Consider the following 26,011-nt stretch of genomic DNA (forward strand, 5'->3'; position numbering starts at 1 on the left):
CAAAAAACACCGAAAAACAAAGGGCGCAGCCTGGCCGCGCCCTCAGATTATGCCAATATCACGCCTCAGCGCATGATTTTATCGCCGCGCGACACGCCGACCACACCGGAACGTGCCACTTCGACAATTTCGGCCACCTCACGCACCGCACTCAGGAACGCATCGAGCTTGTCGCTGGTGCCTGCCAGCTGAACGGTGTACAGCGTGGACGTGACGTCAACAATCTGACCGCGGAAAATGTCGGCGCAACGTTTCACCTCTTCCCGGCCATAACCGCTGGCCTGCAGCTTCACCAGCATGATTTCACGTTCAACATGAGCCCCCTGCACCAGTTCGCTAACGCGCAGCACGTCCACTAGCTTATGCAGCTGTTTTTCGATCTGCTCCAGTACCTTTTCATCGCCGACGGTTTGAATCGTCATACGTGACAAAGTGGGATCGTCGGTCGGTGCTACCGTCAGGCTTTCAATGTTGTAACCGCGCTGAGAGAACAAACCCACCACCCGCGATAACGCACCGGATTCATTTTCCAGCAATACAGATAAAATACGGCGCATGATCAGGTCCTCTCCGTTTTGCTTAACCACATTTCGTCCATGCTTCCACCACGAATCTGCATTGGGTAAACATGTTCGGTCTCATCGACGGTCACGTCGACAAATACCAGGCGCTCTTTCTCGGCCAGCGCCTGAGCCAGTTTGCTTTCCAGTTCATCCGGCGTGCGAATGGCGATGCCAACGTGGCCGTAAGCCTCGGCCAGTTTGACGAAGTCCGGTAGGGAATCCATATAAGACTGGGAGTGACGGCCGGAATAAATCATGTCCTGCCACTGCTTCACCATGCCCAGATAGCGGTTGTTAAGATTCACCACGATCACCGGCAGGTTGTATTGCAGCGCGGTAGACAGTTCCTGAATGTTCATCTGGATGCTGCCGTCGCCGGTGACACACACCACGGTTTCATCAGGTAGCGCCAGCTTCACGCCCAGCGCCGCCGGCAGACCAAAGCCCATGGTGCCCAATCCGCCGGAGTTGATCCAACGGCGTGGTTTGTCGAACGGATAGTAGAGCGCAGCGAACATCTGGTGCTGGCCGACATCAGAGGTGACATAAGCGTCCCCCTTGGTCAGTCGATGCAGGGTTTCGATCACTGCCTGCGGCTTAATGGTGCCGCTGTTTTTGTCGTAACCCAGGCAATCACGCGCACGCCACTGTTCGATAGACTGCCACCAGTCACGCAACGCGTCGTGATCCTGCGCTTTATCTTCCTGCGCCAGCAGCTCCAGCATTTGGGTCAACACCTGTTTGGCGTCACCGACAATGGGAATATCGGCGTCTACCGTCTTGGAAATTGAGGTAGGGTCAATGTCGATATGCAGCACGGTAGCGTTCGGGCAGTATTTGGCCAGGTTGTTGGTGGTGCGATCGTCAAAACGCACGCCGACGGCAAAGATCACGTCAGAATTATGCATGGTTTTGTTGGCTTCATAAGTCCCATGCATGCCGAGCATACCAACGCTCTGACGATGCGTGCCGGGGAAGGCCCCCAACCCCATCAGGGTACAGGTGACAGGCAGATTCAGCTTCTCCGCCAGTTCCAGCAGTTCTGCATCACAGGCCGAGTTGATCGCTCCGCCCCCGACGTACATGACGGGCTTTTTTGCCGTCAGAATGGTGTGCAGTGCCCGTTTGATCTGCCCGCGGTGCCCTTGCACCGTAGGGTTATAGGAACGCATGCTCACTTCCTGCGGATAGGCGTAAGGCATTCTCACCGCCGGGCCCACGATGTCTTTCGGCAAATCGATCACCACCGGCCCGGGGCGGCCGGTTGAGGCCAGGTAAAAAGCCTTTTTCAGTATGCCGGGGATATCTTCGGTACGTTTGACCAGGAAGCTGTGTTTCACCACCGGGCGCGAAATCCCGACCATGTCGCACTCCTGGAAGGCATCATAGCCAATCAGCGAGCTGGGAACCTGACCGGAAAGCACCACCATCGGAATCGAGTCCATATAGGCGGTTGCAATGCCGGTGATCGCATTGGTCGCTCCAGGACCAGAGGTCACCAACACCACCCCCACCTCACCGGTCGCACGCGCATAGCCATCGGCCATATGCACCGCACCTTGCTCATGGCGCACCAATATGTGGTCGATCCCTCCGACCGTATGCAGGGCGTCGTAGATATCAAGTACCGCCCCGCCCGGATAACCGAATACATGCTTAACGCCTTGATCGATCAACGATCGGACGACCATCTCGGCTCCTGACAACATCTCCATGGGTTTGCCTCCAGGCTAACTTATTCTTATCTGGCACCGGAACGTGGCACCTGTTGTGGGGCAATACCCCAAAATTTTTATGGTTTGACTATAACCCATTAACATAACGTCAGAAGATAGGGCAGGCAAACGGCAAAATGGCACAACGATAGAAAGGTTACTAGCAACGGGCTGGGGATCGGGGATTTACAAAAACAATGCACTAGCTGCCGGCAAATCGGGCTAGGCATTGTTTCAGTCAGGTAGAGAATTACAGAACTATATCAGGCAAGAATGGTGTTGTTTTTTGAACCGGGTAATCTGCCCCGGCAACAGGATTAAGTCTTATCCTGGTACATCGACTCAATCTCACTTTGATAGCGCTGCAAAATCACCTTACGACGCAGTTTTAGCGTTGGCGTCAGCTCACCCAACTCCATCGAAAAGGCCGCCGGCAGCAGGGTAAACTTCTTCACCTGTTCGAACCGCGCCAACTCTTTTTGCATCTCGCGCAAACGGCTTTCGAACATTTCAAGAATATGGCTATGGCGCAGCAATTCGAGCCGATCCTGATATTTCAGGTTGATGGACTTGGCATATTCTTCCAGCGACTCAAAACTGGGCACAATCAAGGCGGAGACAAATTTACGGGCATCCGCGATGATAGCCACCTGTTCGATAAAGCGATCTTGCGCCAGCGTGCCTTCAAGCATCTGCGGGGCAATGTACTTGCCGCCGGAGGTTTTCATCAGATCCTTAAGACGCTCGGTGATAAACAGATTTCCCCCTTCATCTATGGCACCGGCGTCGCCGGTCTTCAACCAGCCATCTGCAGTAAAGGAGGCGGCGGTTTCCAGCGGCTTATTGAAATAACCGCGCATCACCACCGGACCACGCACCTGAATTTCATTTTCCTCGCCAATACGCACCTCTACCCCCGGCAGCGGCTTACCAATCGAGCCAAAGCGGAAATTGCCCTCTTCCCAGCAGGAAACGGTGGCGCAGGTTTCGGTCATGCCATAGCCATATTTGATGTTAATACCCATCGCCTGGAAAAACAGAATGACGTTGTCGTCCAGTTTGGCACCGGCGGCCGGCAAGAAGCGTACCCGGCCACCGAGGATCCCGCGTAATTTACTCAGTACCAGCTTGTCGGCCCAGCGGTGGGAAAGATCAAACAGCTTGCCCAGTGGTTTGCCGGCACGTTCCTGTAAAAACTTGCGTTCACCACAGACAATCGCCCAATGGAACAGAGCACGACGCAACCAGGGGGCTCGCGCAACTTTCTCGTGCACCGCACTGAAGATTTTTTCGTAGAAACGCGGTACCGCGCACATCAGCGTCGGGCGTACCGCCGTCATGGCTTCACGCACCCAGTCGGTATTCGGCAAAAACACGTTTTGCGCGCCGGAATGCATAATGAAGAAGCTCCAGGCACGTTCAAACACATGCGACATCGGCAGGAAACTGAGAGAGACATCCTCTTCATTTACCGTCAGCCGCTCATCGTGCAGATAAAGCTGTGCCGCAAGGTTACGGTAATCCAACATCACCCCTTTGGGTTCGCCAGTGGTACCGGAGGTATAGATCAGCGTGAACAAATCCCGTAAATCACAATCGGCAATGCGTTGCTGTAACTGCGATTCAAACGCCGCCAGATCGGCTTCGCGCTCAAAAGTACTCAGGTGCTGAGCAATCTCACAACCGCGCAGATCAGCGCCGTCATCAAATACAATAATGTGGATCAGTTGCGGACAGACACCGCGCAACGCGATGGCGGCATCCAGTTGAGCCTGCTCACCAACGAACAGAATGCGGATATCGGCATCATTAATAATAAAAGCCGCCTGGGCCGGCGTGTTGGTGGCATACAGCGGTACGCTGACCCCACGTAACCGCAGCACGGCCAAATCCGCCAGCGACCAGGCCATGCAGTTATTGGCAAAGATCGCGATACGTTCCTGCACGTCGGTACCCAAAGCCAGCAACGCACTGGCGATGCGGTTGATATGCGTATCGACCTGTCGCCAGGTCAGTTGGCTCTCGCCGCTGGGAGACCATTGGCGAAAAGCTGTGCAATCGGCACGCTGGGAAATTTGGTGCTGTATACGGTGAGTTAAATGGTATTGCAGCAGATTATTGATCATAGCGCCCTGAGCCTGAAATGAATCAAACAGTTAGCGTTGAGCAGGACATCTGGCTCTGCATCTCAGCTTACACGTGTTTACTTTTTTTCGCGCAGTCTACCTACTCTACGGCGACGGGAAAAGAGATTTCAGCGTAGAAGTGTGAGCTAAAACTCAGGTTAATTTCACCGTATCCTCCAGTTGGACAAAAGGGCGATGAAAAGGTTTTATTTCGCTCACAAAATGGGTGTTCGACAGACAGCGAAAGAAATAGATAAAAAAACCAGATTTAATAAAAATATCAGCAGATAATTTTATAGTGATATTTTTTAATGAAACTATCGAAATCTTTCGGAAGCGCTTAATTTAACACAGGTAAGCCAAGATATATCTTAGATAAATCCAAGATAATTCTTAGATAAATCCAAGATAATTCTTAACCAACGTACGGAAAAATTATTCCCCCAATGGATAACCACCACTTCGGGGGTAATAACAGGCTGATTTATTCAGTCAACTCAGACTGGCCAAGCATCAATTTCATCCATTGATGTCCCTTATCCCGTTCAGCCGACTCATGCCAGGACAGATAACAGGTAACCTTGTTTTCATTCCAGGGCAAAGGAATAAAACGCAGCTTCAAGGTCTCAGCCTGCTGCCGAGCCAGCCAGGCCGGAACAACGGCAATCATGTCGGTTCTGGATACTATATTCAGCACGCTATATAAATCAGTACAGTGTTGAGCCACGACTCGTTGCATGGCTTCTTCTATATAGTAGGGTTTACTGAAAGAATAAAAGCTCTCGAGTGAAACCACCGCATGATGCTCCGCCAGGATTTGTTCCGGCGTGATGGATTTTCCTATCCTCGGATGTTTCTTGGAAAGTACCAGCACCAATTCGTCATCAAAAAGCGCCATACTTTTAAACTCTGAAGACTCAAAGCTGGCATAGCCAACAACGAACTCAACTTCCTGGTAGCGCAATTGGTTATCGATGTTATTGGTTATATATGACTTTATTTTCAAATGGGCATGAGGCGCTATTTCCCTCATGTGATTGATTATGGTAGCCCCTAAACGCAAATCAAGCGGACTGCAAATGGCGATAGAGAAGACTCGCTCACTGGCAAAGGGTTCAAACTCCGCTCCGGGCAACTCATTTTGCACCAGCTGTAACGCCTGGCGAACCGGACCAAACAGCTGCTTAGCCCGCACCGTGGGCTGGATCCCACGCCCACAGCGGACGAACAGCTCATCATTAAACATCAGCTTTAAACGTGCAACGGCATTGCTCACTGCCGGCTGCGACATTCCCAAAAAGCTCGCTGCCCGGGTAATATTCTGCATCTGCATAACGGCATCAAACACGGTGAGCAAATTCAGATCGACGCTGCGCAAGTGCAGTTCGCTGGTTTCTTTATCGATAACAACTCCTGAATTACATTCCGACATATCCCACTCCACTAAGTCCTGTGTAGATAATTCCCCGCACATAAAATAATGACAAAACGGCGCCATCTGAATTTCGCACGGTAGAATTAGTTAACTCTCACTCCATTCATTTGAAATCGAGCTCAAGCATCATCCTATATATAAACATGGTTAATATTTTGTTCTGATACATATTAAATTCATTTCTTCTAACAGAGAGTGAATTCGCACACTATCAAAAAACCCTTTGCAATAGTCCATCATCACACTGTCATTTAGCACTTATCGTTTATATTTAATCACAAGAAAAAATACAACATGCATAATCACGTCCTATTTATTAGCGCCCCATAATTTTCCAACGCCAGTCGGCCTTATGAACAATTCATAAAAAACATAACCGACAACAACATATTGATATCAAGAATACAAAACCCACACTTTTATTTTTTTGCTAGCACGCCTGCAGCAGTTTTGCATCTTTAATTTTAACCCAATCAACATCAGAAGCAATTGCGGTGATATATATTCATTTAATTTATGCTAACAGGCTCGCAAATCCTGCCTTGCTTTTTATCTGACAATGCCATTTTTTACCGAACTATCCTCTGCTCGTACTGCCCCGTTAATCAGGAGGTAAAGGAGTACCCTCATTTTCAATCAGGTGTTGACATAACCAAGCCAATAACGTATCAAATTAGGCAACGAAACTATTTTAGAGAGCTGAACCGCCATGAACTCTACTTTCCGTCTACTAGGCCTACTACTTAACGCATCTTGTTTGCGCGGTATGCCGGTGGACGCAGTTCAGAGCTGATTTAGCCCACCTCATAACAAACCCGCGCTACTGCGCGGGTTTTTTTTTACCCGCTTAGCGTGAAATAAACACGATAAGGAACCACCCTGATGAGCCAACAAGTCATTATTTTCGATACAACGCTGCGTGATGGTGAACAAGCGCTTCAAGCCAGCCTGAGCGTGAAAGAGAAGATTCAGATCGCGATGGCGCTGGAAAGAATGGGTGTCGACGTCATGGAAGTCGGCTTCCCTGTCTCCTCACCAGGCGATTTTGAATCTGTTCAGACCATTGCACGCCAGATTAAAAACAGCCGCGTATGTGGCCTGGCCCGTTGCGTGGATAAAGATATCGACGTCGCAGCAGAGGCGTTGCGCGTAGCCGAAGCCTTCCGTATTCACGTGTTCCTGGCCACCTCAACCCTGCATATTGAATCAAAACTGAAGCGCTCGTTCGACGAAGTGCTGGAGATGGCGATCCGCTCGGTGAAACGCGCCCGTAATTACACCGACGACGTAGAGTTCTCCTGTGAAGACGCAGGCCGTACACCAATTGATAACCTGTGTCGCGTGGTAGAAGCTGCCATCAACGCCGGTGCCACCACCATTAACATTCCGGATACCGTGGGCTACACCACGCCGAACCAGTTTGGTGGCATTATCACCACCCTGTATGACCGCGTACCGAATATCGATAAAGCCATTATCTCTGTGCACTGCCACGACGACCTGGGTATGGCAGTCGGCAACTCCATCGCCGCAGTGCAGGCGGGTGCTCGCCAGGTAGAAGGCACCTTGAACGGCATTGGTGAACGCGCTGGCAATACCTCGCTGGAAGAAGTGATCATGGCGATCAAAGTACGCCAGGACATCATGAACGTGCACACCAACATCAACCACCAGGAAATCTTCCGCACCAGCCAAATCGTCAGCCAGCTGTGCAACATGCCGATCCCTGCCAACAAGGCTATCGTGGGTTCCAATGCCTTCGCCCACTCTTCCGGCATTCATCAGGACGGCGTGCTGAAAAATCGTGAAAACTACGAAATCATGTCACCACAGACCATAGGTCTGAAAGATGTGCAGTTGAACCTGACCTCTCGTTCCGGCCGCGCCGCGGTGAAACACCGTATGGAAGAGATGGGCTATAAAGAACAGGACTACAACCTGGACAATCTGTACGCCGCCTTCCTGAAGCTGGCCGATAAGAAAGGTCAGGTATTCGATTACGATCTGGAAGCTCTGGCCTTCATTAATAAGCAGCAGGAAGAACCCGAGCATTTCAGCCTGGACTACTTCAGCGTGCAGTCCGGCAGCAGCATCATGGCCACTGCATCGGTGAAACTGATCTGTGGCGAAGAAGAAAAAGCCGAAGCGGCCACCGGTAATGGGCCGGTTGACGCGGTTTACCAGGCTATCAACCGCATTACCGGTTATCCCATCGAACTGGTGAAGTACCAGTTAACCGCCAAAGGTCAGGGCCGTGACGCACTGGGCCAGGTGGATATCGTGGTGTCCTACAACGGCCGCCGCTTCCACGGTGTGGGTCTGGCGACCGATATCGTGGAATCCTCCGCCAAGGCGATGGTTCACGTATTAAACAATATTTGGCGCTCCCAGCAGGTAGAAAAAGAAAAACAGCGCCTGCAGCACAGCAAACATCAAAATAATCAGGAAACGGTGTGAACATGACGAAGACTTACCACATTGCCGTCTTGCCCGGAGACGGAATCGGCCCGGAAGTAATGGCCCAGGCGCGTAAAGTGTTGCATGCAGTGCGTCAGCGCTTTGATATCCGCATCACCGAAGCCGAGTATGACGTCGGTGGCATTGCCATCGATCGCCATGGCAGCCCACTGCCACCGGCCACCCTCGCCGGTTGCGAGCAGGCAGACGCCATCCTGTTCGGCTCGGTCGGCGGTCCAAAATGGGAACACCTGCCGCCGGCGGAGCAGCCTGAGCGTGGCGCTTTGTTGCCACTGCGTAAACACTTCAAACTGTTCAGCAACCTGCGCCCTGCCCGTTTGTATCAGGGGCTGGAAGAGTTCTGTCCACTGCGCGCCGATATCGCCGCCCGCGGTTTCGATATTCTGTGCGTGCGTGAACTGACCGGCGGCATCTACTTTGGCCAGCCTAAAGGCCGCGAAGGCCAGGGCATGCAGGAACGTGCCTTCGATACCGAGGTGTATCACCGCTTCGAGATCGAGCGTATTGCACGCATCGCCTTCGAGTCTGCCCGCAAGCGTCGTAACAAGGTGACCTCGATTGATAAGGCCAACGTACTGCAAAGCTCCATTTTGTGGCGCGAAGTGGTTAATCAGGTCGCCCAGGATTACCCGGACGTGTCGCTGTCACATATGTACATCGACAACGCCACCATGCAGTTGATCAAAGACCCGTCCCAGTTCGACGTGCTGCTGTGCTCCAACCTGTTCGGCGACATTCTGTCCGACGAATGCGCAATGATCACCGGTTCGATGGGCATGCTGCCTTCCGCCAGCCTGAACGAACAGGGCTTTGGTCTGTATGAGCCGGCCGGTGGCTCAGCACCGGATATCGCAGGTAAAGGCATTGCCAACCCGATCGCCCAGATCCTGTCTGCCACCCTGCTGCTGCGTTACAGCCTGGGCGCCACGGAGGCGGCCGACGCCGTTGAGCACGCCATCAATCAGGCACTGGAACAAGGTTACCGCACCGCCGATCTGGCCGGTGTCGGCCCAGCCATCAGCACCGATGAAATGGGTGACATCATCGCCCGCTTTGTTGCTCAGGGGGCATAACATGTCTAAAACTTTATATCAGAAATTATACGATGCCCACGTGGTGTACTCAGCGCCGGAAGAAACCCCGCTGTTGTATATCGATCGCCACCTGGTACACGAAGTGACTTCACCGCAGGCATTCGACGGCCTGCGCGCCATGGGCCGAAAAGTGCGCCAGCCGGGCAAGACTTTCGCCACCATGGATCACAACGTGTCCACCCAAACCAAAGACATCAACGCCAGCGGCGAGATGGCACGCATTCAGATGCAGGAACTGATCAAGAACTGCGAAGAGTTTGGCGTATTGCTGTATGACCTGAACCACCCATATCAGGGCATCGTACACGTGATCGGCCCAGAGCAGGGCATGACGTTGCCGGGTATGACCATCGTCTGTGGCGACTCCCACACCGCGACTCACGGCGCTTTCGGTTCGTTGGCGTTTGGTATCGGCACCTCCGAAGTGGAGCACGTGTTGGCGACCCAAACTCTGAAACAGGGCCGCGCCAAGACCATGAAAATTGAAGTGACCGGCGACGCGGCCGATGGCATCACCGCCAAAGACATCGTGCTGGCGGTGATCGGCAAAACCGGCAGTGCCGGCGGCACCGGCCACGTAGTGGAATTCTGCGGCAAGGCCATTCAGGCGTTGAGCATGGAAGGCCGCATGACGCTGTGCAACATGGCGATCGAAATGGGTGCCAAAGCCGGGCTGGTTGCGCCGGACGACACCACCTTTGATTACCTGAAGGGTCGCCAGTTTGCGCCAACCGGCAGCAACTGGGAACAGGCCGTCGCCTACTGGCGCACGCTGAAATCCGATGACGATGCCAAATTCGATACCGTTGTCACCCTGCGCGCGGAAGACATCGCGCCACAGGTAACCTGGGGAACCAACCCTGGGCAGGTTATCGCCGTCAACCAGACCATCCCGGCCCCTGAGTCGTTCAGCGATCCGGGTGAGCGTGCCTCGGCCGAAAAAGCCCTGGCCTATATGGATCTGAAACCGGGCATCAAGCTGACAGAAGTACCGATCGACAAAGTCTTCATCGGTTCCTGCACCAACTCTCGCATTGAAGACTTGCGTGCAGCGGCGGCCATCGCCAAGGGACGCAAGGTTGCCAGCGGTGTTCAGGCCATCGTGGTGCCGGGTTCCGGCCCGGTAAAAGCGCAGGCAGAAGCCGAAGGCCTGGATAAAATCTTTATCGATGCCGGTTTTGAATGGCGCCTGCCGGGCTGCTCGATGTGTCTGGCGATGAACAACGATCGCCTGAATCCCGGCGAACGCTGTGCCTCCACCAGCAACCGTAACTTTGAAGGGCGTCAGGGCCGCGGTGGACGTACTCACCTGGTCAGCCCGGCAATGGCCGCTGCAGCCGCTATTGCCGGCCATTTCGCCGATATCCGTGATATTCACTAAGGAAGGCTACCGTGGCTAAATTTACTCAACATACCGGTTTAGTGGTGCCTTTGGATGCGGCGAACGTCGATACCGATGCCATTATTCCAAAACAGTTTTTGCAGAAGGTGACGCGCACCGGTTTTGGAAAGCACCTGTTTAACGACTGGCGTTTTCTGGACGATGCCGGCCAGCAGCCAAACCCGGAGTTTGTACTGAACAAACCGCGCTACAAAGGCGCCAGCATTTTGCTGGCCCGTGAAAACTTCGGCTGCGGCTCATCACGCGAGCACGCGCCCTGGGCGCTGACCGACTATGGTTTTAGAGTGGTGATTGCCCCGAGCTTTGCCGATATCTTCTACGGCAACTCACTCAACAACCAGCTGCTGCCGGTTAAGCTGAACGAACAGGACGTGGAAACGCTGTTCCAGTTGGTGGCTGCCAACGAAGGCATTGAATTTGAAGTTGATTTGGAAAACCAGACGGTCAAAGCCGGTGGCAAAAGCTATCCGTTCGAGATTGATAGCTTCCGCCGTCACTGCATGATTAACGGGCTGGACAGCATCGGTCTGACGCTGCAACACGAAGCGGATATTTCCCGCTACGAGGCGCAGCAGCCGGCCTTCCTGAACTGATATTAATCACCCGCCGCCAGGCGGGTTTTTTTATTATCAATAACCGACTACCAATAACCGAGCCATTTCCACCACGCCCCACCAATCAACATCCAAATCAGCAAATTAACTATGCTCATCACCAAACCTGTTTTCCACCACTCACCCAGCGTCGCATAGCCGGAGCCGAAGACAATCGGTGCCGTGCCGGTACCATAGTGTGTCAGCGACATCATCAGTGAAGAAGAGAACGCCAGAATCAGGCCCAGCAGCGCGGGCGGTGCGCCGAGCGCAATACCGGCGGCAAAGAACGCGGCAAACATGGCGGTAACGTGCGCGGTGGTGCTGGCGAAGAAGTAATGCGAATACAGATAGATGATGGTCAGCAATATAGTGCCGCCAACCCAACTCATCCCCATATGATCAATCCCGTTGCCCACGGTTTGTGACAGCCAGCCGATCAACCCCAACTTGCCGAGGAAGCTGGCCATCATCACCAGTGCGGAGAACCACACCACCGTGTCCCAGGCACCCTTGTGCTTAAGCACATCTTCCCAGCTCAACACCCCGGTCGCCAACAGCACCGCCAAACCAATCAGCGCCGCAGTGGTTGGATTAACCGCCAGCGCCGGGCCGAAGAACATCGCCGGGATACCGGCCCACAGCACCAACAGCAGGGCAAACACCGCCAGGGTGATTTTCTCCGGCAACGTCACCGGCCCCAGGGCCTGCAGCTTGTCACGGGCGAAACGCGGGGCGTCCGGGGTGCTTTTCACCTCCGGCGGGTAGAGCAGGTAAATCACCAATGGCATGACAATCAGCGAGCACAACCCCGGTACCAGTGCCGCCACGGCCCACATTGACCAGGACAGCTCAAAGTTGCCATGGGTGCCCTTGGCAATCAGGCTGACGATCAACGGGTTCGGCGCCGTAGCGGTGATAAACATCGCCGAAGTGATCGGGTTGATATTGTAATTCACCAGCGACAGATAGCGGCCGATCTTGCCGGAGGTATTGAGCTCGGGCTTGGAGCCGAAGCTGTCGGCAATTGACCTCATAATCGGATGGATAATCCCGCCGCCACGCGCGGTGTTACTTGGCGTCACCGGCGCCAGGGTGGTTTCCGCCAGCGTCAATGCATAGGCAATTCCCAGCGTCTTTTTACCGAACAGCGAGATGAAGTAATAGCCGATTCGCGCCCCCAACCCGGTTTTGTTCAGGCTGAGTGAGATCATGATCGAAAAACCAATCAGCCAGATCAACTGGTTGGAAAATCCGCTGAGCGCATCATTGAGCGCAGCACCGGGTTTGCCGGGGTTAGTGACGCCGGTTACCGCCACCAGCGCGATCGCCACTACCGAAACGGCACCGATAGGCATGGCTTTGCCGATGATGGCGATGATGGTGCCAATAAACAGCGCCAGCAAATGCCAGGCATTGGGCTCCACGCCTTCAGGCACCGGGATCACAAACCAGATGAGTAAAGCAGCGGCGACGGCACACAGGGAAGGAACAGGCTTGAGCGGCGTTAGTTTATCCATAACATACCCACTTTTCTAAACGGATCGGCATCTTGGTAGCAAGATGGACGGGAACGCGCTCATCGCGTTCCGGGTCCGTTCAGCTTGGGGGGCTGGCGTAATGTTCTCAATGACATGCGTCAAGGTTGGTGACGTTTAAGCTCACACTTCCCGCACGCGGGCACTCATCCACAGCGCCGCTACTGCCAGGAGAGTCGCCAACCAGTAAACCGCATAGTGCCCCAGGTTTTCCACCAGCGCCCCCTGCAGCACCCCAGCCAGGATCACCCCGGTGGAAATACTGTTGGTAAACAGCGTGGTCGCCGCACCCGGTCGTCCCGGCATCAGATCCTGGAAATAGAGCATGCCAATACCGGCGATGATGCCGATAAATATGGCGTTGAACAGCTGTAATACCATCAGCGCCAGCTTAAATTTAAACACCACCAATCCGGCATAAAACAGGATACCGGCCGCCACGGCGAACAGCATCATATTGCGCTTGCCGAATCTTTTGACGTAGTAACCCGCCAGCAACATGGCCGGGATCTCCAGCCCGGCGGCCGTCCCCATCAGCAGCCCGGCAAGGTTTTCCGGCAGGCCCAGATCGGCGGTGATATACAGCGGCATATCGATGATATACATGGTATTGCAGGTCCACATCAGCATCGAGGCAATAAACAAACGGCGTACATCTCGGTTGCGCCAGGCGCTGACAGGGGCAATAGGAGCCGAAGCGGTGGCGTTCAGCACCGAACTACTCTGCTCCGCACGTGGCACCGAAGGCAGGGTAAACCACACCAGCAATGCACAAATCGCGAAGGTCGCACCGGCAATCACGAACATCCAGGTAAACCCGTAGTTCAACGCCAGCGTAAACGACAGCGGCGGGCCAATCACCCAGGCCAGCGACAGTTGCGCACGCATTACCGAGCTGAACATCACCACTTCGCGCGCCGAGCTGTCGGCGTATTCTCGTGCCAGCGCAAAAATCTGCGGCATCGCGGTATTGGCAATCGCCGACAGCAATACCCCGGCGGTGATCAGCGTCAGGTAGTCACGATTAAAGGCAAACAGCAGGCAGTTACCGACCGCCATCAGGCAGCACAGCAGAATCAATTTGCGTCGATCGCCGCGCGTATCCGAACGCTTGGCCAACAGGAAACTGACCGCGATGCCGACAATGGCGTTGACGGTATAGAACAGACCAACCCACAGCGGCCGCACCTTAACCTCGGTGGTCAGGAACAGGCTCAGCGTCGGCGCCAGTAGCGCGCCGGCAATGCCGGAAAGAAAGGCAATCAGCAGGAATGCGGCAAAGACTGGATTAAAGCGGCGTGGCAGCCAGCGCTGACGTTTCATCTCTTTGTTCCTGACCCTAAAGCAGAAGACAGAACCTTAGGCTACGGTGACAAAATTGCAAGAACATCCCCGCGACCGAGAATAAAAAAACCAGTGGGTATGACCCCACTGGCTGGTGAACAACACCATTACTCAGAAACCTTTACTACCCGAGCCTCACAGGTGCTCACGGTATTGCTTATCCGTCATAGAGTGGATGTCCCACTGGGTCAGATGGGCCAGCATCTCCAGCCGCGCCTGTTCAGGCACCAGCCCCAACCAATCGGCCCGCTGGCGACGTACCGCGCTGAAGTAGCGCTGATAGAACTGTTTTGACAAGAAAACTTTCATCCGTCGCCCTCCCCCTTTCATTGAGGAAAATTATCGGCGTAATATAGGGAAAGATAAATTGATGGATTGATGCCGGAGCGTTCCTCTTTTATGTCCACCTCCAGATTGCAACAGCAGTTCATTCGCCTGTGGCAGCGCTGCCACGGCGAGCCGACCGAAACCACCCTGCAGGAACTGGCCGAAGTGCTCAGCTGTTCGCGCCGCCACGTGCGTTCGCTACTGGGTGCCATGCAGCACCAGGGCTGGTTAACCTGGCAGGCCGAGTCCGGGCGCGGCAAGCGTTCACGGCTTACCTTTCACTACACCGGTCTGGCACTGCAGCAGCAACGGGCGGAGGAATTGCTGGAGCAAGACCGCATCGATCAACTGGTGCAACTGGTCGGCGATAAAAACTTCGTGCGCCAGATGTTGCTGTCCCAACTGGGACGCAGCTTTCGTCAGGGAAAACACATCCTGCGGGTGCTCTACTATCGCCAGTTGTATAATCTGCTGCCCGGTTCGGCGCTGCGGCGTTCGGAAACCCATCTGGCACGGCAGATTTTCAGTGGCCTGACGCGAATAAATGAGGAAAACGGGGAACTGGAGTCTGACCTTTCGCATCACTGGCAGGCTTTAACCCCGCTGCATTGGCGTTTTTATCTGCGCCCGGCGATTCATTTTCACCATGGGCGCGAGCTGGAAATGGAGGATGTCATAAGTTCGCTCAATCGATTGATGCCGCAGCCGTTGTTTTCCCATATTGAACACGTGACCTCACCGACGCCTTATGTGATTGACGTGCATCTGCACAGTCCCGATTACTGGCTGCCGTGGCTGCTGGGCAGCGTGCCTGCGATGATCCTGCCGCGCGAATGGCAGAGCCTGCCGGACTTCCCGCGCCACCCGGTGGGGACCGGGCCATATAGCGTGGTACGTAACCACCGCAGCCAGATGAAAATCCACGCCTTTGACGATTACTTTGGCTACCGCGCGCTGATCGATGAGGTGAATATCTGGGTACTGCCGGAAGTAACCGAAGAACTGGTGCACTCTGGCGTCCAGTTGCAGGCAGACGATACCGGTAAAAACGAACTGGAAAGCCGGTTGGAAGAGGGCTGTTATTTCCTGCTGTTCGATCAGCGTTCGCCACTGGCGGCCGATCCGGCCATCCGCAGTTGGCTGTGCGAGTTGATCAACCCCATTGCGCTGCTGAGCAATGCCGGGCCTGTTTATCAGCGCTATTGGTCGCCGGCCTACGGCCTTCTGCCGCGCTGGCATCACAACCGCGCACTGGCACAATTACCCAAACCGAACGGACTGACCGAACTGACGTTGACATACTACAGCGAGCACTCGGAGTTCCACGCCATTCAGTTGGCGATCGAACCCCTGCTGGCGCAGCAGGGTATCAAGCTGAAGATCCAAACCGTGAATTACGATACCTGGCATAAAGGCGAAGCCATCAGCGATCTGTGGCTTGGCAGCGCCAACTTCTATTTGCCGCTGGAATTTTCGCTGTTCGCCACCCTGTATGAACTGCCGTTGATGCAGCACTGCATGAATGAAGATCTCGCTGAGGATGCCGCGCTGTGGCGCGCTAATAGCCTGCCGCTGGCCGATTTTTGCCAGCGCCTGGTCAGCAACCATCAGTTACACCCGCTGTTCCACCACTGGTTGCAACTGCATGGCCAGCGCAGCATGCGCGGCGTGCGGATGAATACCCTGGGCTGGTTTGATTTTAAATCCGCCTGGTTTGCGCCGCCGGAAGCATAAGCGCCTTTCACCAACGCCCGTTAGTCTTTACAATGGCGCCGTCTCAACGGGGTGCAAAAAACAATTCATTGCTGAGATATACCCAAAATAATTGGAGTTGCAGGTAGGCGGCAACCGAACGAATCCCCAAGAACATAGAATTCCTATGTGACTGGGGTGAGAGAGAGAAGCCAACACCGCTGCAATTTCAAGTATGAAGGGGATAAACCCGTCGAACCTGATCCGGTCAATACCGGCGGAGGGATTTGAGCCCAGCGAACCGGCAGCCGCCGCTCGCCCCCTCAGATACCCTTGCCCCCTATATTTTCAGGAGTGCAAAGTGGTCAAGAAAAGCCTGCCCTTGTTACTGTTGTTGTGCGCTGCATCGGTGTTCGCCAAACCGGTGCTGACGGTCTACACCTATGACTCTTTCGCAGCCGACTGGGGCCCTGGCCCGGCGGTCAAAAAAGCCTTTGAAGCCCAGTGCGACTGTGAGCTGAAGTTTGTCGCGCTGGAAGACGGCGTTTCGCTGCTTAACCGCCTGCGCATGGAAGGAAAAAACAGCGCCGCCGACGTGGTGCTGGGGCTGGACAACAATTTACTGCAGGCCGCGCAACAAACCGGTTTATTCGCGCCGAGCAACGTCGACAGCACCAGGCTGAGCGTGCCCGGCGGCTGGCAGGATAAAACCTTCGTGCCTTATGACTACGGCTACTTTGCCTTCGTTTACAACAAAGAAAAGCTGAAGAACCCGCCCAAAAGCCTGCAGGAACTGGTCGACAGTGACCAGAACTGGAAGGTGATTTATGAAGATCCGCGTACCAGCACGCCGGGCCTCGGCCTGCTGTTGTGGATGCAGAAAGTCTATGGCGACAAGGCCCCCGAAGCCTGGCAAAAGCTGGCGAAGAAAACCGTCACCGTGACCAAGGGCTGGAGTGAAGCCTACGGCCTGTTCCTGAAAGGCGAAGGCGACCTGGTACTCAGCTACACCACCTCTCCGGCCTACCATCTGATTGAAGAAAAGAAAGACAGCTACGCCGCCGCTAACTTCAGCGAAGGCCACTACCTGCAGGTCGAGGTGGCAGGAAAACTCAAGGCCGGCAAACAGCCGGCGTTGGCAGAGCGCTTTATGCAATTTATGGTGACCCCGGCGTTCCAGAACAGCATTCCCACCGGCAACTGGATGTATCCGGTGATCAAAACCCAGCTGCCGGCCGGGTTTGAAAAAATGACCGTACCGCAAACTGCGTTGCAATACAGCGCTGAAGAAGTGGCCAAACAACGCGGCAACTGGATCCGGGCATGGCAAACCGCCGTCAGCCATTGATCCCACGCTGGCTATGGCCGGGGCTGCTGGCTTCTGGTCTGATCCTGACCATCGCCGTACTGGCGATGGGTTCACTGTGGCGGCACGCGCCGGAAAGCAACTGGCAGGGCCTGTGGCAGGACAGCTATCTGTGGCATGTGGTGCGTTTCACCTTCTGGCAGGCGTTGCTGTCGGCACTGATCTCGGTGCTGCCCGCTATCCTGCTGGCACGAGCGCTGTTCCGTCGCCGTTTCCCTGGCCGTCAGTTACTGCTGCGGCTGTGCGCCATGACGCTGGTGCTGCCGGTGCTGGTGGCGGTGTTCGGCCTGCTCAGCGTTTATGGCCGACAAGGCTGGCTGGCCGCAATATGCGGTTGGCTCGGCATTAACTACAGTTTCTCCCCCTATGGCCTGCAGGGCATTCTGTTGGCCCATATGTTCTTCAACCTGCCGCTGGCGACCCGCCTGCTGTTACAGGCGCTGGAAAACATTCCGGTCGAACAACGCCAACTGGCGGCGCAGCTTGGCATGAACGGGCGGCAGCAATTCCGCTTTGTCGAGTGGCCGGCACTACGCCGTCAGATCCTGCCGAGCGGTGCGCTGATCTTTATGCTGTGCTTTGCCAGTTTCGCCACCGTGTTGTCGTTGGGCGGCGGGCCGCAGGCCACCACCATCGAACTGGCGATCTACCAGGCGCTCAGCTATGACTACGATCTCAGCCGCGCCGCGCTGCTGGCGCTGATCCAACTGGCCTGCTGCCTGGGTCTGGTGGTGCTCAGCCAACGGTTAAGTCAGGCACTCCCCGTAGGCAACACTCACGCTCACATCTGGCGTAACCCGGAAGACAGCCTGTGGCGTCGCGTTAGCGATTTTTTGCTGATTGCTGCTGCCCTGCTGCTGCTGTTCCCCCCGCTGCTGGCGGTGATTGCCGACGGAGCCAACCAAAGCCTGGTCAGCGTGCTGCAACAACGGGTGCTGTGGCAGGCGTTATTCACCTCGTTACGTATCGCTCTCGGTGCCGGTGCGCTGTGCGTGCTACTAACCATGATGCTGCTGTGGAGCAGCCGTGAGCTGAAGCTGCAACAGCGGCTGCGCTGGGGCCAGCGACTTGAGCTCAGTGGCATGGTGATCCTGGCAATGCCTGGCATCGTGCTGGCGACCGGCTTCTTCCTGCTGTTGAGTGACACCGTCGGGTTACCGCAGTCGCCGTATGCGCTGGTGATCCTCACCAATGCACTGATGGCCGTGCCTTACGCGCTGAAAGTGCTGGAAAACCCGATGCGCGACCTGGCCGAACGCTACAACCCGCTTTGCCTGTCGCTGGACATCCACGGCTGGCAGCGGCTGCGGCTTATTGAACTGAAAGCATTGCGCCGCCCACTGGCCCAGGCGCTGGCCTTCGCCTGCGTACTGTCGATTGGCGATTTCGGCGTCGTCGCCCTGTTCGGCAACGAGCACTTCCGCACTCTGCCTTACTACCTGTATCAACAGATCGGTGCCTATCGCAGCAATGATGGCGCGGTCACCGCCCTGTTGTTGCTACTGTTGTGTTTCCTGCTGTTTACCCTGATCGAACGCTTACCGGGCCGCTCTGTGCAATAGATTTCAAGCTGCAGCAAGGCGGCGACTGAGCGCGTTCCCAGGAGCTTAGTCCCCTAAGTGACTGGGATAAGTGAAGAAAGCCAACACAGCGGCAACGTGAAAGATGAAGGACATATGCTAGAGCTTGAAAAACTGACCTACCTGTATGAACACCTGCCGATGCGCTTTGACCTGCGCATTGCGCCGGGCGAACGTGTTGCGGTACTTGGCCCCAGCGGTGCGGGCAAAAGCACGCTGCTCAGCCTGATTGCCGGGTTCCTGCCGGCTGCCAGCGGCAGGTTGCGGCTCGATGGCAGCGATCACACCGCCACGCCACCGGCCAAACGCCCGGTCTCGATGCTGTTTCAGGAAAACAACCTGTTTGCTCACCTGACGGTAGAGCAGAATATCGGGCTGGGTCTGGATCCGGGGTTACGGCTCAACGATCGACAAAAGCAGCAATTGGCACAGATTGCCCGCCAGGTGGGGTTAAAGGAGCATCTGCCGCGTCTGCCGTCTCAGCTTTCTGGTGGCCAACGCCAGCGTGCTGCTCTGGCGCGCTGCCTGATCCGCCAGCGGCCGATCCTGCTGCTCGACGAACCTTTTTCGGCACTCGATCCGGCATTACGCAATGAAATGCTGCAACTGCTGCAGGAGGTGTGCGACCAACGTAACCTGACGCTGCTGATGGTATCGCACAATCTGGATGACGCTGCGCGTATCGCCCCACGTACCCTGCTGGTGGTCGATGGGCGCATTTATTACGACGGCCCAACGCAGGCGCTGCTGGACGGCAGCGCGCCGGAAGCCAGGGTGCTGGGCATTTCACACAAAGCGTGATCTGCAGCGCGTTTTTTATGCTGCGCAAATAAACCTGTTGTGTGAATTTTGCGCCTGTGGTTTTATGAAAACCTGACTTTTTTTAATGATGATAAGGTTCCCTGTGATCGCATCCTCGCTGACTTCGACCCTACTAGTTACCGCGCTACCAGCCGCGGTGATGGTCGTCGTGCGTGTGGTGGTGGTCGTCGGCAATGCGCCGTAGGGTCCGAATCAACGCATCGATTCCCAAACCCCGCCGGCGCAAACCGGGCGGGGTTTTTAGTTTCAGCCCCCTGCCCAGAAAAGCGAACCGGCCTTGAGAAAGGATAGGAACATGGCAATTTCGGGCACGCCACAGCAAGGCAACAGCTTCACCGGCGCACAGTTGATCATCCACCTGTTGGAACGTCAGGGCATCACCACCATTGCCGGCATTCCCGGCGGCGCTGCATTGCCACTGTATGACGCACTGAGCCAAAGCACCCGCATTCATCACGTACTGGCACGCCACGAACAGGGCGCGGGCTTTATGGCACAGGGTATGGCACGCACCAATGGCAAGGCGGCGGTGTGCATCGCCTCCAGCGGGCCGGGTGCCACCAACCTGGTCACCGCCATTGCCGACGCCAAGCTCGATTCCATCCCGCTGGTGTGTATCACCGGCCAGGTACCCTCTTCAATGATCGGTACCGACGCCTTCCAGGAAGTTGATACCTACGGCATCTCGATTCCTATCACCAAGCATAACCATTTGGTCCGCGATATCCGTGAACTGCCGCAGGTGATCTGCGACGCGTTCCGTATTGCCGAATCCGGCCGCCCTGGCCCGGTGTGGATCGATGTACCGAAAGACGTGCAAACCGCGGTGATCACTCTGGATGAACTGCCGCCGATCGCGATTCCCGATGCGGCACCGGCCTTTGAAGCCTCTGCCGTAACCCAGGCCGCTGCGATGATCAACCAGGCCAAACGCCCGGTGCTGTATCTGGGTGGCGGCATCATCTGCGCCAATGCTTATCAACAGGCGATTGCGCTGGCGGAACGCGCCAACCTGCCGACCACCATGACACTGATGGCGTTGGGTGCGATGCCGGTGCAGCACCCGCTGTCGCTAGGCATGCTGGGGATGCATGCAGCACGCAGCACCAACTTTATTCTGCAAGAGGCCGATCTGCTGATCGTACTGGGCGCCCGCTTTGACGATCGGGCGATTGGCAAAACCGAACAATTCTGCCCGAACGCCGCCATCATTCACGTAGATATTGACCGTGCCGAACTGGGTAAGGTAAAGCAGGCCAATATTGCCATTCACGCCGACGTTGGCCAGGTATTGCAACAGTTGTTACCACAGATTGAGGCACAGCCACGCAGCGAATGGCTGGACACCGTCAACGGCCTGAAGCGCGAGTTCCCGTTCAGCATGCCGAACGCCGAAGATCCTCTGAGCCACTATGGGCTGGTGCTGGCTGCTGCGCGCTGCGTGGACGAAAGCGCCATTATCACCACCGACGTGGGCCAGCATCAGATGTGGGTGGCGCAGGCCTACCCGCTGAGCCGTCCGCGTCAGTGGCTGACCTCCGGCGGATTGGGCACCATGGGCTTCGGTCTGCCGGCAGCGATAGGGGCAGCCCTGGCCGAGCCGCAGCGCAAGGTGCTGTGCTTCTCCGGTGACGGCAGCCTGATGATGAACATTCAGGAAATGGCCACCGCCGTCGAGCATGATCTGGACGTAAAAATTATCCTGATGAACAACCAGGCATTGGGGCTGGTGCATCAGCAGCAAACGCTGTTCTACCAGCAGCGCATCTTTGCCGCCGCTTATCCCAAGCGTACCGACTTTATCAAGATTGCCGCCGGTTTCGGGCTGGACACCTGTGATTTGAACGCCGCGGAAGATCCACAAGCCGCGCTGGCCGAGGCGATCCAACGACCTGGCCCTTGTTTGATCCACGCGCTGATTGATATCAATGAAAAAGTCTTCCCGATGGTGCCGCCGGGTGCCGCCAACATCGACATGATTGGAGAATAAGCCATGTCAGAACAATTCAATAATCCACAGGTGATCCTGGAACTGACGGTACGCAACCATCCCGGCGTGATGTCGCACGTGTGCGGCCTGTTTGCCCGCCGTGCCTTCAACGTAGAGGGTATTTTGTGTCTGCCGCTGAAAGACGGCAAACAGAGTCGTATCTGGCTATTGGTGGCAGACGATCAGCGGCTGATGCAGATGATAAGTCAGGTAGAAAAACTCGAAGATGTGCTGCAGGTAAAACGCCACAGCGAGGACGTGCGGGTGTTCGAACAGTTGGAAGCCTTCTTCCAGTAATCTAAAGTTGTCTTTGAACCCGAGATACCCGGGCCTAGCGCACCGAGGGGCCATTATGGGACACGTCCATGTGTCCCACCCTGCGGGCCGGCTGGAAGTCGTTCCAATTTGCTCCTGGCAAATGGGTCGGCGGACAAGCCGCTACGACCCCTTCGGCACGCTCTCCCTAATAACGGGCTTTGTCACAGTCTGGGGCGAATAACCCCTTGTCACTGCCCGGCCAGCACCTTCCACAGCAAATGCCGGTAAACCGGCATCAGCGGCTGTTGGGACAGGTAATAAAAGGTGCCGACCGCCAGGACCCAGCTCAGCACGCAGGCTACCCGCAGCCGCAGTGGCGACAGCCATTGGCTCAAGCGGTCATTGCTGCGCTTACCTTCACGCCACCAGCGCCAGCTCAGCCAGGCGGCCAGCCAAATCAGCATCGCCACCGCAAACAGCAGCCATTTGAATAAGGCGCTGTTGGCGCTGGCGGGAATGTCGATGGCCACGCCGGCCAGAATACCCGGGAAGAAATAGACCGGTGGCCAGGTGATACAGCCGATAATGTTCGGCAATGCGAATTTGTACGGCGGTAAGTCCAGCATCCCGGCCACCATAGGCACCAGCGGACGCGTCGGGCCGATAAAACGACCAATCAGAATGGTCGCCATACTGTGCTGATGGAGCGCATGCTCAGTCTTGTCGAGCATCGCCTTGTTCTTTTTCAGGAACGACCAGCGGTGCAGTGGCCCCTTGAACGCGCGGCCGATAAAGTAGGAGATCCAGTCCCCCAGCAGGCAACCGACGATCCCCGCCGCCCAGGCATAATAGAAGTCGACCTGGCCGCTACCGATCAGCGCGCCGATGCTGGCCATCATCACCGTACCGGGCAGCAACAGCCCTACCAGCGCCAGTGATTCCAGAAACGCGACGAACATGACGACCATCAGAGTGAAAGCCAAAGACTGGGTAATCAAATGCTGTAAATAGGCTTCCATTAAACCTCTGTTGGTTATCCAAAGCGCGTGGGCGTGGGATTGTCAGGTGCGGCCGAGAACGAGTCAACCGGTGAATTGTATGCGTTTTTGGCAGAACTGTGCAGCAATGGACAATCACTGTATAAAAACCCATACTATAATTTATCTATTCCCCCCTTTAGCTTAGCTTGTCAGGAACAGCGCGATGTCACTCCAACAGGGTTTCTTGCTCACCCGCCACTGGCGTGATACGCCCGCCGGCACCGAGGTGGAGTTTTGGCTGGCGACCGACAGCGGCCCGCAGCAACTTCGCCTGGCACCGCAGACTTCGGTCGCCTTTATCCCGGCCGAACAGCGCCAACGCGCCGAACTGTTGCTGCGGGAAGAGCGGCAATGGGAGCTAAAACCGTTGCCGCTGACCGATTTCCATCATCGCCCGGTGTTGGGGCTGTATTGCCGTCAGCACCGTCAGTTGATCAAACTGGAAAGGCTGCTGAAAGACGGCGGCGTCAACCTCTATGAGGCCGATATTCGCCCGCCGGAACGCTACCTGATGGAGCGTTTTATCACCGCGCCGGTATGGTTCAGCGGCCAGGCCAACGGCAACGGCCCATTGATCAATGGGCAAATGAAACCGGCACCGGAATACCGCCCGACCTTGAAACTGGTCTCGCTGGACATTGAAACCACCGCCCACGGTGAGCTGTACTCGATTGCGCTGGAAGGTTGCGGTCAGCGCCAGGTCTACATGCTCGGGCCGGCCAACGGTGGCAATGAACCGCTGGATTTTGACCTGGAGTACTGCGTCAGCCGCCCACAAATGCTGGAACGGCTGAATCAGTGGCTGGAGCGACACGATCCCGATGCCATCATTGGCTGGAACCTGGTGCAGTTCGATTTACGGGTCCTGCAAAAGCACGCTGAACGTTACCAGATCCCGTTAAAACTGGGCCGCGGTGGCAACCTGCTTGAATGGCGTGAACACGGTTTCAAGCAGAATCACTTTTTCGCCTCCGCCGCCGGGCGGTTGATTATCGACGGTATCGAAGCGCTCAAATCCGCCACCTGGAACTTCCCTTCTTTCAGCCTTGAACATGTGTCACAGACGCTGTTGGGAGAAGGCAAGTCGATCGACAATCCCTACCAGCGCATGGCGGAAATCGACCGGCGTTTCGCCGAAGATAAACCGGCGCTGGCGCGTTACAACCTGAAGGACTGCGAGCTGGTAACGCGAGTCTTTGCCAAGACCGATCTGCTGACCTTCCTGCTGGAGCGCGCCACGGTGACCGGGCTGGCGGTCGATCGCAGCGGCGGCTCGGTGGCCGCTTTCAGCAATCTGTATATGCCGCGTATGCACCGGCTGGGTTTTGTCGCGCCCAACCTTGGCGAGCAGCCGGAAGAACACAGCCCCGGCGGTTTTGTGATGGATTCACAGCCCGGCCTGTATGACTCGGTGCTGGTGCTGGATTACAAGAGCCTGTACCCATCGATCATCCGTACCTTTCTGATCGACCCGGTCGGGCTGGTAGAAGGCATGCAACACCCTGGCAATGCCGAGTCAGTGCCCGGTTTCCGCAATGCCCGTTTCTCGCGCAGCAAACACTGCCTGCCGGCGATCGTCGAGCAGATCTGGCAGGGGCGAGAGGCGGCAAAACGTCAGCAGAACAAAGCATTATCCCAGGCATTGAAGATCATCATGAACGCGCTGTATGGCGTATTAGGATCAAGCGGCTGCCGCTTTTTCGATCCCCGGCTGGCATCGTCGATCACCTTGCGCGGCCATGAGATCATGCGCCAGACGCGCGAACTGATCGAGGCTCAGGGTTATCAGGTGATCTACGGCGATACCGACTCCACCTTCGTTTGGCTCAAACAGCCGCATGACGAGCAGCAGGCAGCGCAAATAGGCCGGACATTGGTCGAACAGGTGAACCAATGGTGGCAACAGCATTTGCAGCAACAGTACGGGTTGGAGAATGCGCTGGAACTGGAGTTCGAAACCCATTACTCACGTTTCCTGATGCCCACCATTCGCGGTGCCGAACAGGGCAGTAAAAAACGTTACGCCGGACTGATCGCAAGATCGGATGGCAGTGAAGAAATGGTGTACAAAGGGCTGGAAACGGTGCGCACTGACTGGACACCGCTGGCGCAGCAGTTCCAACAGCAGCTTTACCAACGCATTTTCAAACGCCAGCCGTATCAGGATTTTGTGCGTGAATACGTTAACCAAACGCTTAACGGCGATTTCGACGATCGGCTGGTCTACCGCAAGCGCCTGCGCAGAAAGCTGGACGAATATCAACGCAACGTACCGCCACATGTCCGCGCAGCCCGCATCGCCGACGACTATAATCGTCAGCAGGGGCGACCGCTGCAATACCAAAACGGCGGGTGGATCAGCTATGTGATGACCGTGGCCGGGCCGGAGCCGCTGGAAACCCAGCAGTCGGCGATTGATTACCCCCATTATCTGGAGCGCCAGTTGGAACCGGTGGCAGACGCTATACTGCCATTTTTGCATGACGATTTTACTACGCTGGTGACCGGGCAGATGGGCCTGTTTTAGCATTCAGTCCACTCTGCGGGTTTTGCGAAGGGTTAAGAAAATTCATCGGGTTTTGCAGGTGACGAACGCGCCGCCTTCCATTACCATAGCGCCCTTCCCAAATTCTGGACCACACTCCACC

20 protein-coding genes and 1 riboswitch are annotated in these 26,011 nt (G+C 55.7%); of the genes, 12 read left to right on the forward strand and 8 right to left on the reverse strand.

What is annotated here, in order from left to right; translation table 11 throughout:
• Positions 1–65: 65 nt before the first annotated feature.
• The 4 genes from ilvN (OCH02_RS13700) to leuO form a co-directional block, all read right to left on the reverse strand.
• The gene (gene ilvN / locus OCH02_RS13700; RefSeq protein ID WP_261431699.1) at positions 66–557 is read right to left on the reverse strand and encodes an acetolactate synthase small subunit; all 492 of its coding nucleotides are present in this window, start codon (positions 555–557) and stop codon (positions 66–68) included.
• 2 nt (positions 558–559) lie between these two features.
• A complete protein-coding gene (gene ilvI, locus OCH02_RS13705) occupies positions 560–2,278 on the reverse strand; it encodes an acetolactate synthase 3 large subunit (RefSeq protein WP_174354262.1) in 1,719 nt (572 codons plus the stop codon).
• Between the two features lie 317 nt (positions 2,279–2,595).
• Complete coding sequence (locus OCH02_RS13710; protein ID WP_261431700.1) at positions 2,596–4,404, reverse strand: AMP-dependent synthetase/ligase; 1,809 nt, start codon at positions 4,402–4,404, stop codon at positions 2,596–2,598.
• A 484-nt stretch (positions 4,405–4,888) separates the two neighbouring features.
• Positions 4,889–5,836 (reverse strand): transcriptional regulator LeuO, encoded by a 948-nt coding sequence (gene leuO / locus OCH02_RS13715; protein ID WP_261431701.1) that lies wholly within the window; start codon positions 5,834–5,836, stop codon positions 4,889–4,891.
• An 885-nt stretch (positions 5,837–6,721) separates the two neighbouring features.
• On the opposite strand from leuO, the gene leuA reads away from it, so the two are divergent.
• From leuA to leuD, 4 genes are read left to right on the forward strand one after another with little or no spacing between them, the layout of a single operon-like run.
• Positions 6,722–8,296 carry a 2-isopropylmalate synthase gene (gene leuA, locus OCH02_RS13720; protein ID WP_261431702.1) on the forward strand — a complete coding sequence of 525 codons (1,575 nt, stop codon included), beginning with the start codon at positions 6,722–6,724 and terminating at the stop codon, positions 8,294–8,296.
• A 2-nt stretch (positions 8,297–8,298) separates the two neighbouring features.
• Positions 8,299–9,390, forward strand: a complete 1,092-nt coding sequence (leuB, locus tag OCH02_RS13725; RefSeq protein ID WP_261431703.1) for a 3-isopropylmalate dehydrogenase — start codon at positions 8,299–8,301, stop codon at positions 9,388–9,390.
• A 1-nt stretch (position 9,391) separates the two neighbouring features.
• Positions 9,392–10,792 (forward strand): 3-isopropylmalate dehydratase large subunit, encoded by a 1,401-nt coding sequence (gene leuC / locus OCH02_RS13730; protein WP_129937893.1) that lies wholly within the window; start codon positions 9,392–9,394, stop codon positions 10,790–10,792.
• A gap of 11 nt (positions 10,793–10,803) precedes the next feature.
• On the forward strand, positions 10,804–11,406 hold the full coding sequence (leuD, locus tag OCH02_RS13735) for a 3-isopropylmalate dehydratase small subunit (RefSeq protein ID WP_261431704.1): 603 nt from the start codon (positions 10,804–10,806) through the stop codon (positions 11,404–11,406).
• Between the two features lie 47 nt (positions 11,407–11,453).
• Here the strand turns inward: leuD and OCH02_RS13740 are convergent, their stop codons facing one another.
• From OCH02_RS13740 to sgrT, 3 genes are all read right to left on the reverse strand, one after another.
• Complete coding sequence (locus OCH02_RS13740; RefSeq protein ID WP_261431705.1) at positions 11,454–12,926, reverse strand: anion permease; 1,473 nt, start codon at positions 12,924–12,926, stop codon at positions 11,454–11,456.
• A gap of 141 nt (positions 12,927–13,067) precedes the next feature.
• Complete coding sequence (locus OCH02_RS13745; RefSeq protein WP_261431707.1) at positions 13,068–14,267, reverse strand: sugar efflux transporter; 1,200 nt, start codon at positions 14,265–14,267, stop codon at positions 13,068–13,070.
• 156 nt (positions 14,268–14,423) lie between these two features.
• Positions 14,424–14,597 (reverse strand): glucose uptake inhibitor SgrT, encoded by a 174-nt coding sequence (sgrT, locus tag OCH02_RS13750; protein ID WP_012005190.1) that lies wholly within the window; start codon positions 14,595–14,597, stop codon positions 14,424–14,426.
• Between the two features lie 90 nt (positions 14,598–14,687).
• On the opposite strand from sgrT, the gene sgrR reads away from it, so the two are divergent.
• The 7 genes from sgrR to ilvN (OCH02_RS13785) all read left to right on the forward strand — a co-directional run bounded on the left by sgrR (position 14,688) and on the right by ilvN (OCH02_RS13785) (position 22,362).
• Positions 14,688–16,349, forward strand: a complete 1,662-nt coding sequence (sgrR, locus tag OCH02_RS13755; RefSeq protein WP_261431708.1) for an HTH-type transcriptional regulator SgrR — start codon at positions 14,688–14,690, stop codon at positions 16,347–16,349.
• 37 nt (positions 16,350–16,386) lie between these two features.
• Positions 16,387–16,611: riboswitch (TPP riboswitch) on the forward strand.
• 57 nt (positions 16,612–16,668) lie between these two features.
• Positions 16,669–17,655 carry a thiamine ABC transporter substrate binding subunit gene (thiB, locus tag OCH02_RS13760; RefSeq protein WP_261431709.1) on the forward strand — a complete coding sequence of 329 codons (987 nt, stop codon included), beginning with the start codon at positions 16,669–16,671 and terminating at the stop codon, positions 17,653–17,655.
• Positions 17,631–19,235 carry a thiamine/thiamine pyrophosphate ABC transporter permease ThiP gene (gene thiP / locus OCH02_RS13765; protein WP_261431710.1) on the forward strand — a complete coding sequence of 535 codons (1,605 nt, stop codon included), beginning with the start codon at positions 17,631–17,633 and terminating at the stop codon, positions 19,233–19,235. Before thiB ends, thiP begins: the two co-directional genes overlap by 25 nt.
• Before the next feature lie 114 nt (positions 19,236–19,349).
• Complete coding sequence (gene thiQ, locus OCH02_RS13770) at positions 19,350–20,054, forward strand: thiamine ABC transporter ATP-binding protein ThiQ (protein WP_261431842.1); 705 nt, start codon at positions 19,350–19,352, stop codon at positions 20,052–20,054.
• An 88-nt stretch (positions 20,055–20,142) separates the two neighbouring features.
• Complete coding sequence (gene ivbL, locus OCH02_RS13775) at positions 20,143–20,259, forward strand: ilvB operon leader peptide IvbL (RefSeq protein ID WP_208295193.1); 117 nt, start codon at positions 20,143–20,145, stop codon at positions 20,257–20,259.
• Between the two features lie 111 nt (positions 20,260–20,370).
• Entirely contained in the window at positions 20,371–22,065 is a 1,695-nt protein-coding gene (gene ilvB, locus OCH02_RS13780) for an acetolactate synthase large subunit (protein WP_261431712.1), read from the forward strand.
• A 3-nt stretch (positions 22,066–22,068) separates the two neighbouring features.
• The gene (gene ilvN / locus OCH02_RS13785; RefSeq protein WP_261109675.1) at positions 22,069–22,362 is read left to right on the forward strand and encodes an acetolactate synthase small subunit; all 294 of its coding nucleotides are present in this window, start codon (positions 22,069–22,071) and stop codon (positions 22,360–22,362) included.
• 209 nt (positions 22,363–22,571) lie between these two features.
• Here the strand turns inward: ilvN (OCH02_RS13785) and OCH02_RS13790 are convergent, their stop codons facing one another.
• On the reverse strand, positions 22,572–23,342 hold the full coding sequence (locus OCH02_RS13790) for a DedA family protein (protein ID WP_261431713.1): 771 nt from the start codon (positions 23,340–23,342) through the stop codon (positions 22,572–22,574).
• A gap of 184 nt (positions 23,343–23,526) precedes the next feature.
• On the opposite strand from OCH02_RS13790, the gene OCH02_RS13795 reads away from it, so the two are divergent.
• On the forward strand, positions 23,527–25,890 hold the full coding sequence (locus OCH02_RS13795; RefSeq protein ID WP_261431714.1) for a DNA polymerase II: 2,364 nt from the start codon (positions 23,527–23,529) through the stop codon (positions 25,888–25,890).
• The last annotated feature ends 121 nt before the right edge of the window (positions 25,891–26,011 follow it).

Source organism: Serratia quinivorans, from assembly GCF_946227985.1.
GTDB classification, from domain to species: Bacteria; Pseudomonadota; Gammaproteobacteria; order Enterobacterales; family Enterobacteriaceae; genus Serratia; species Serratia quinivorans_A.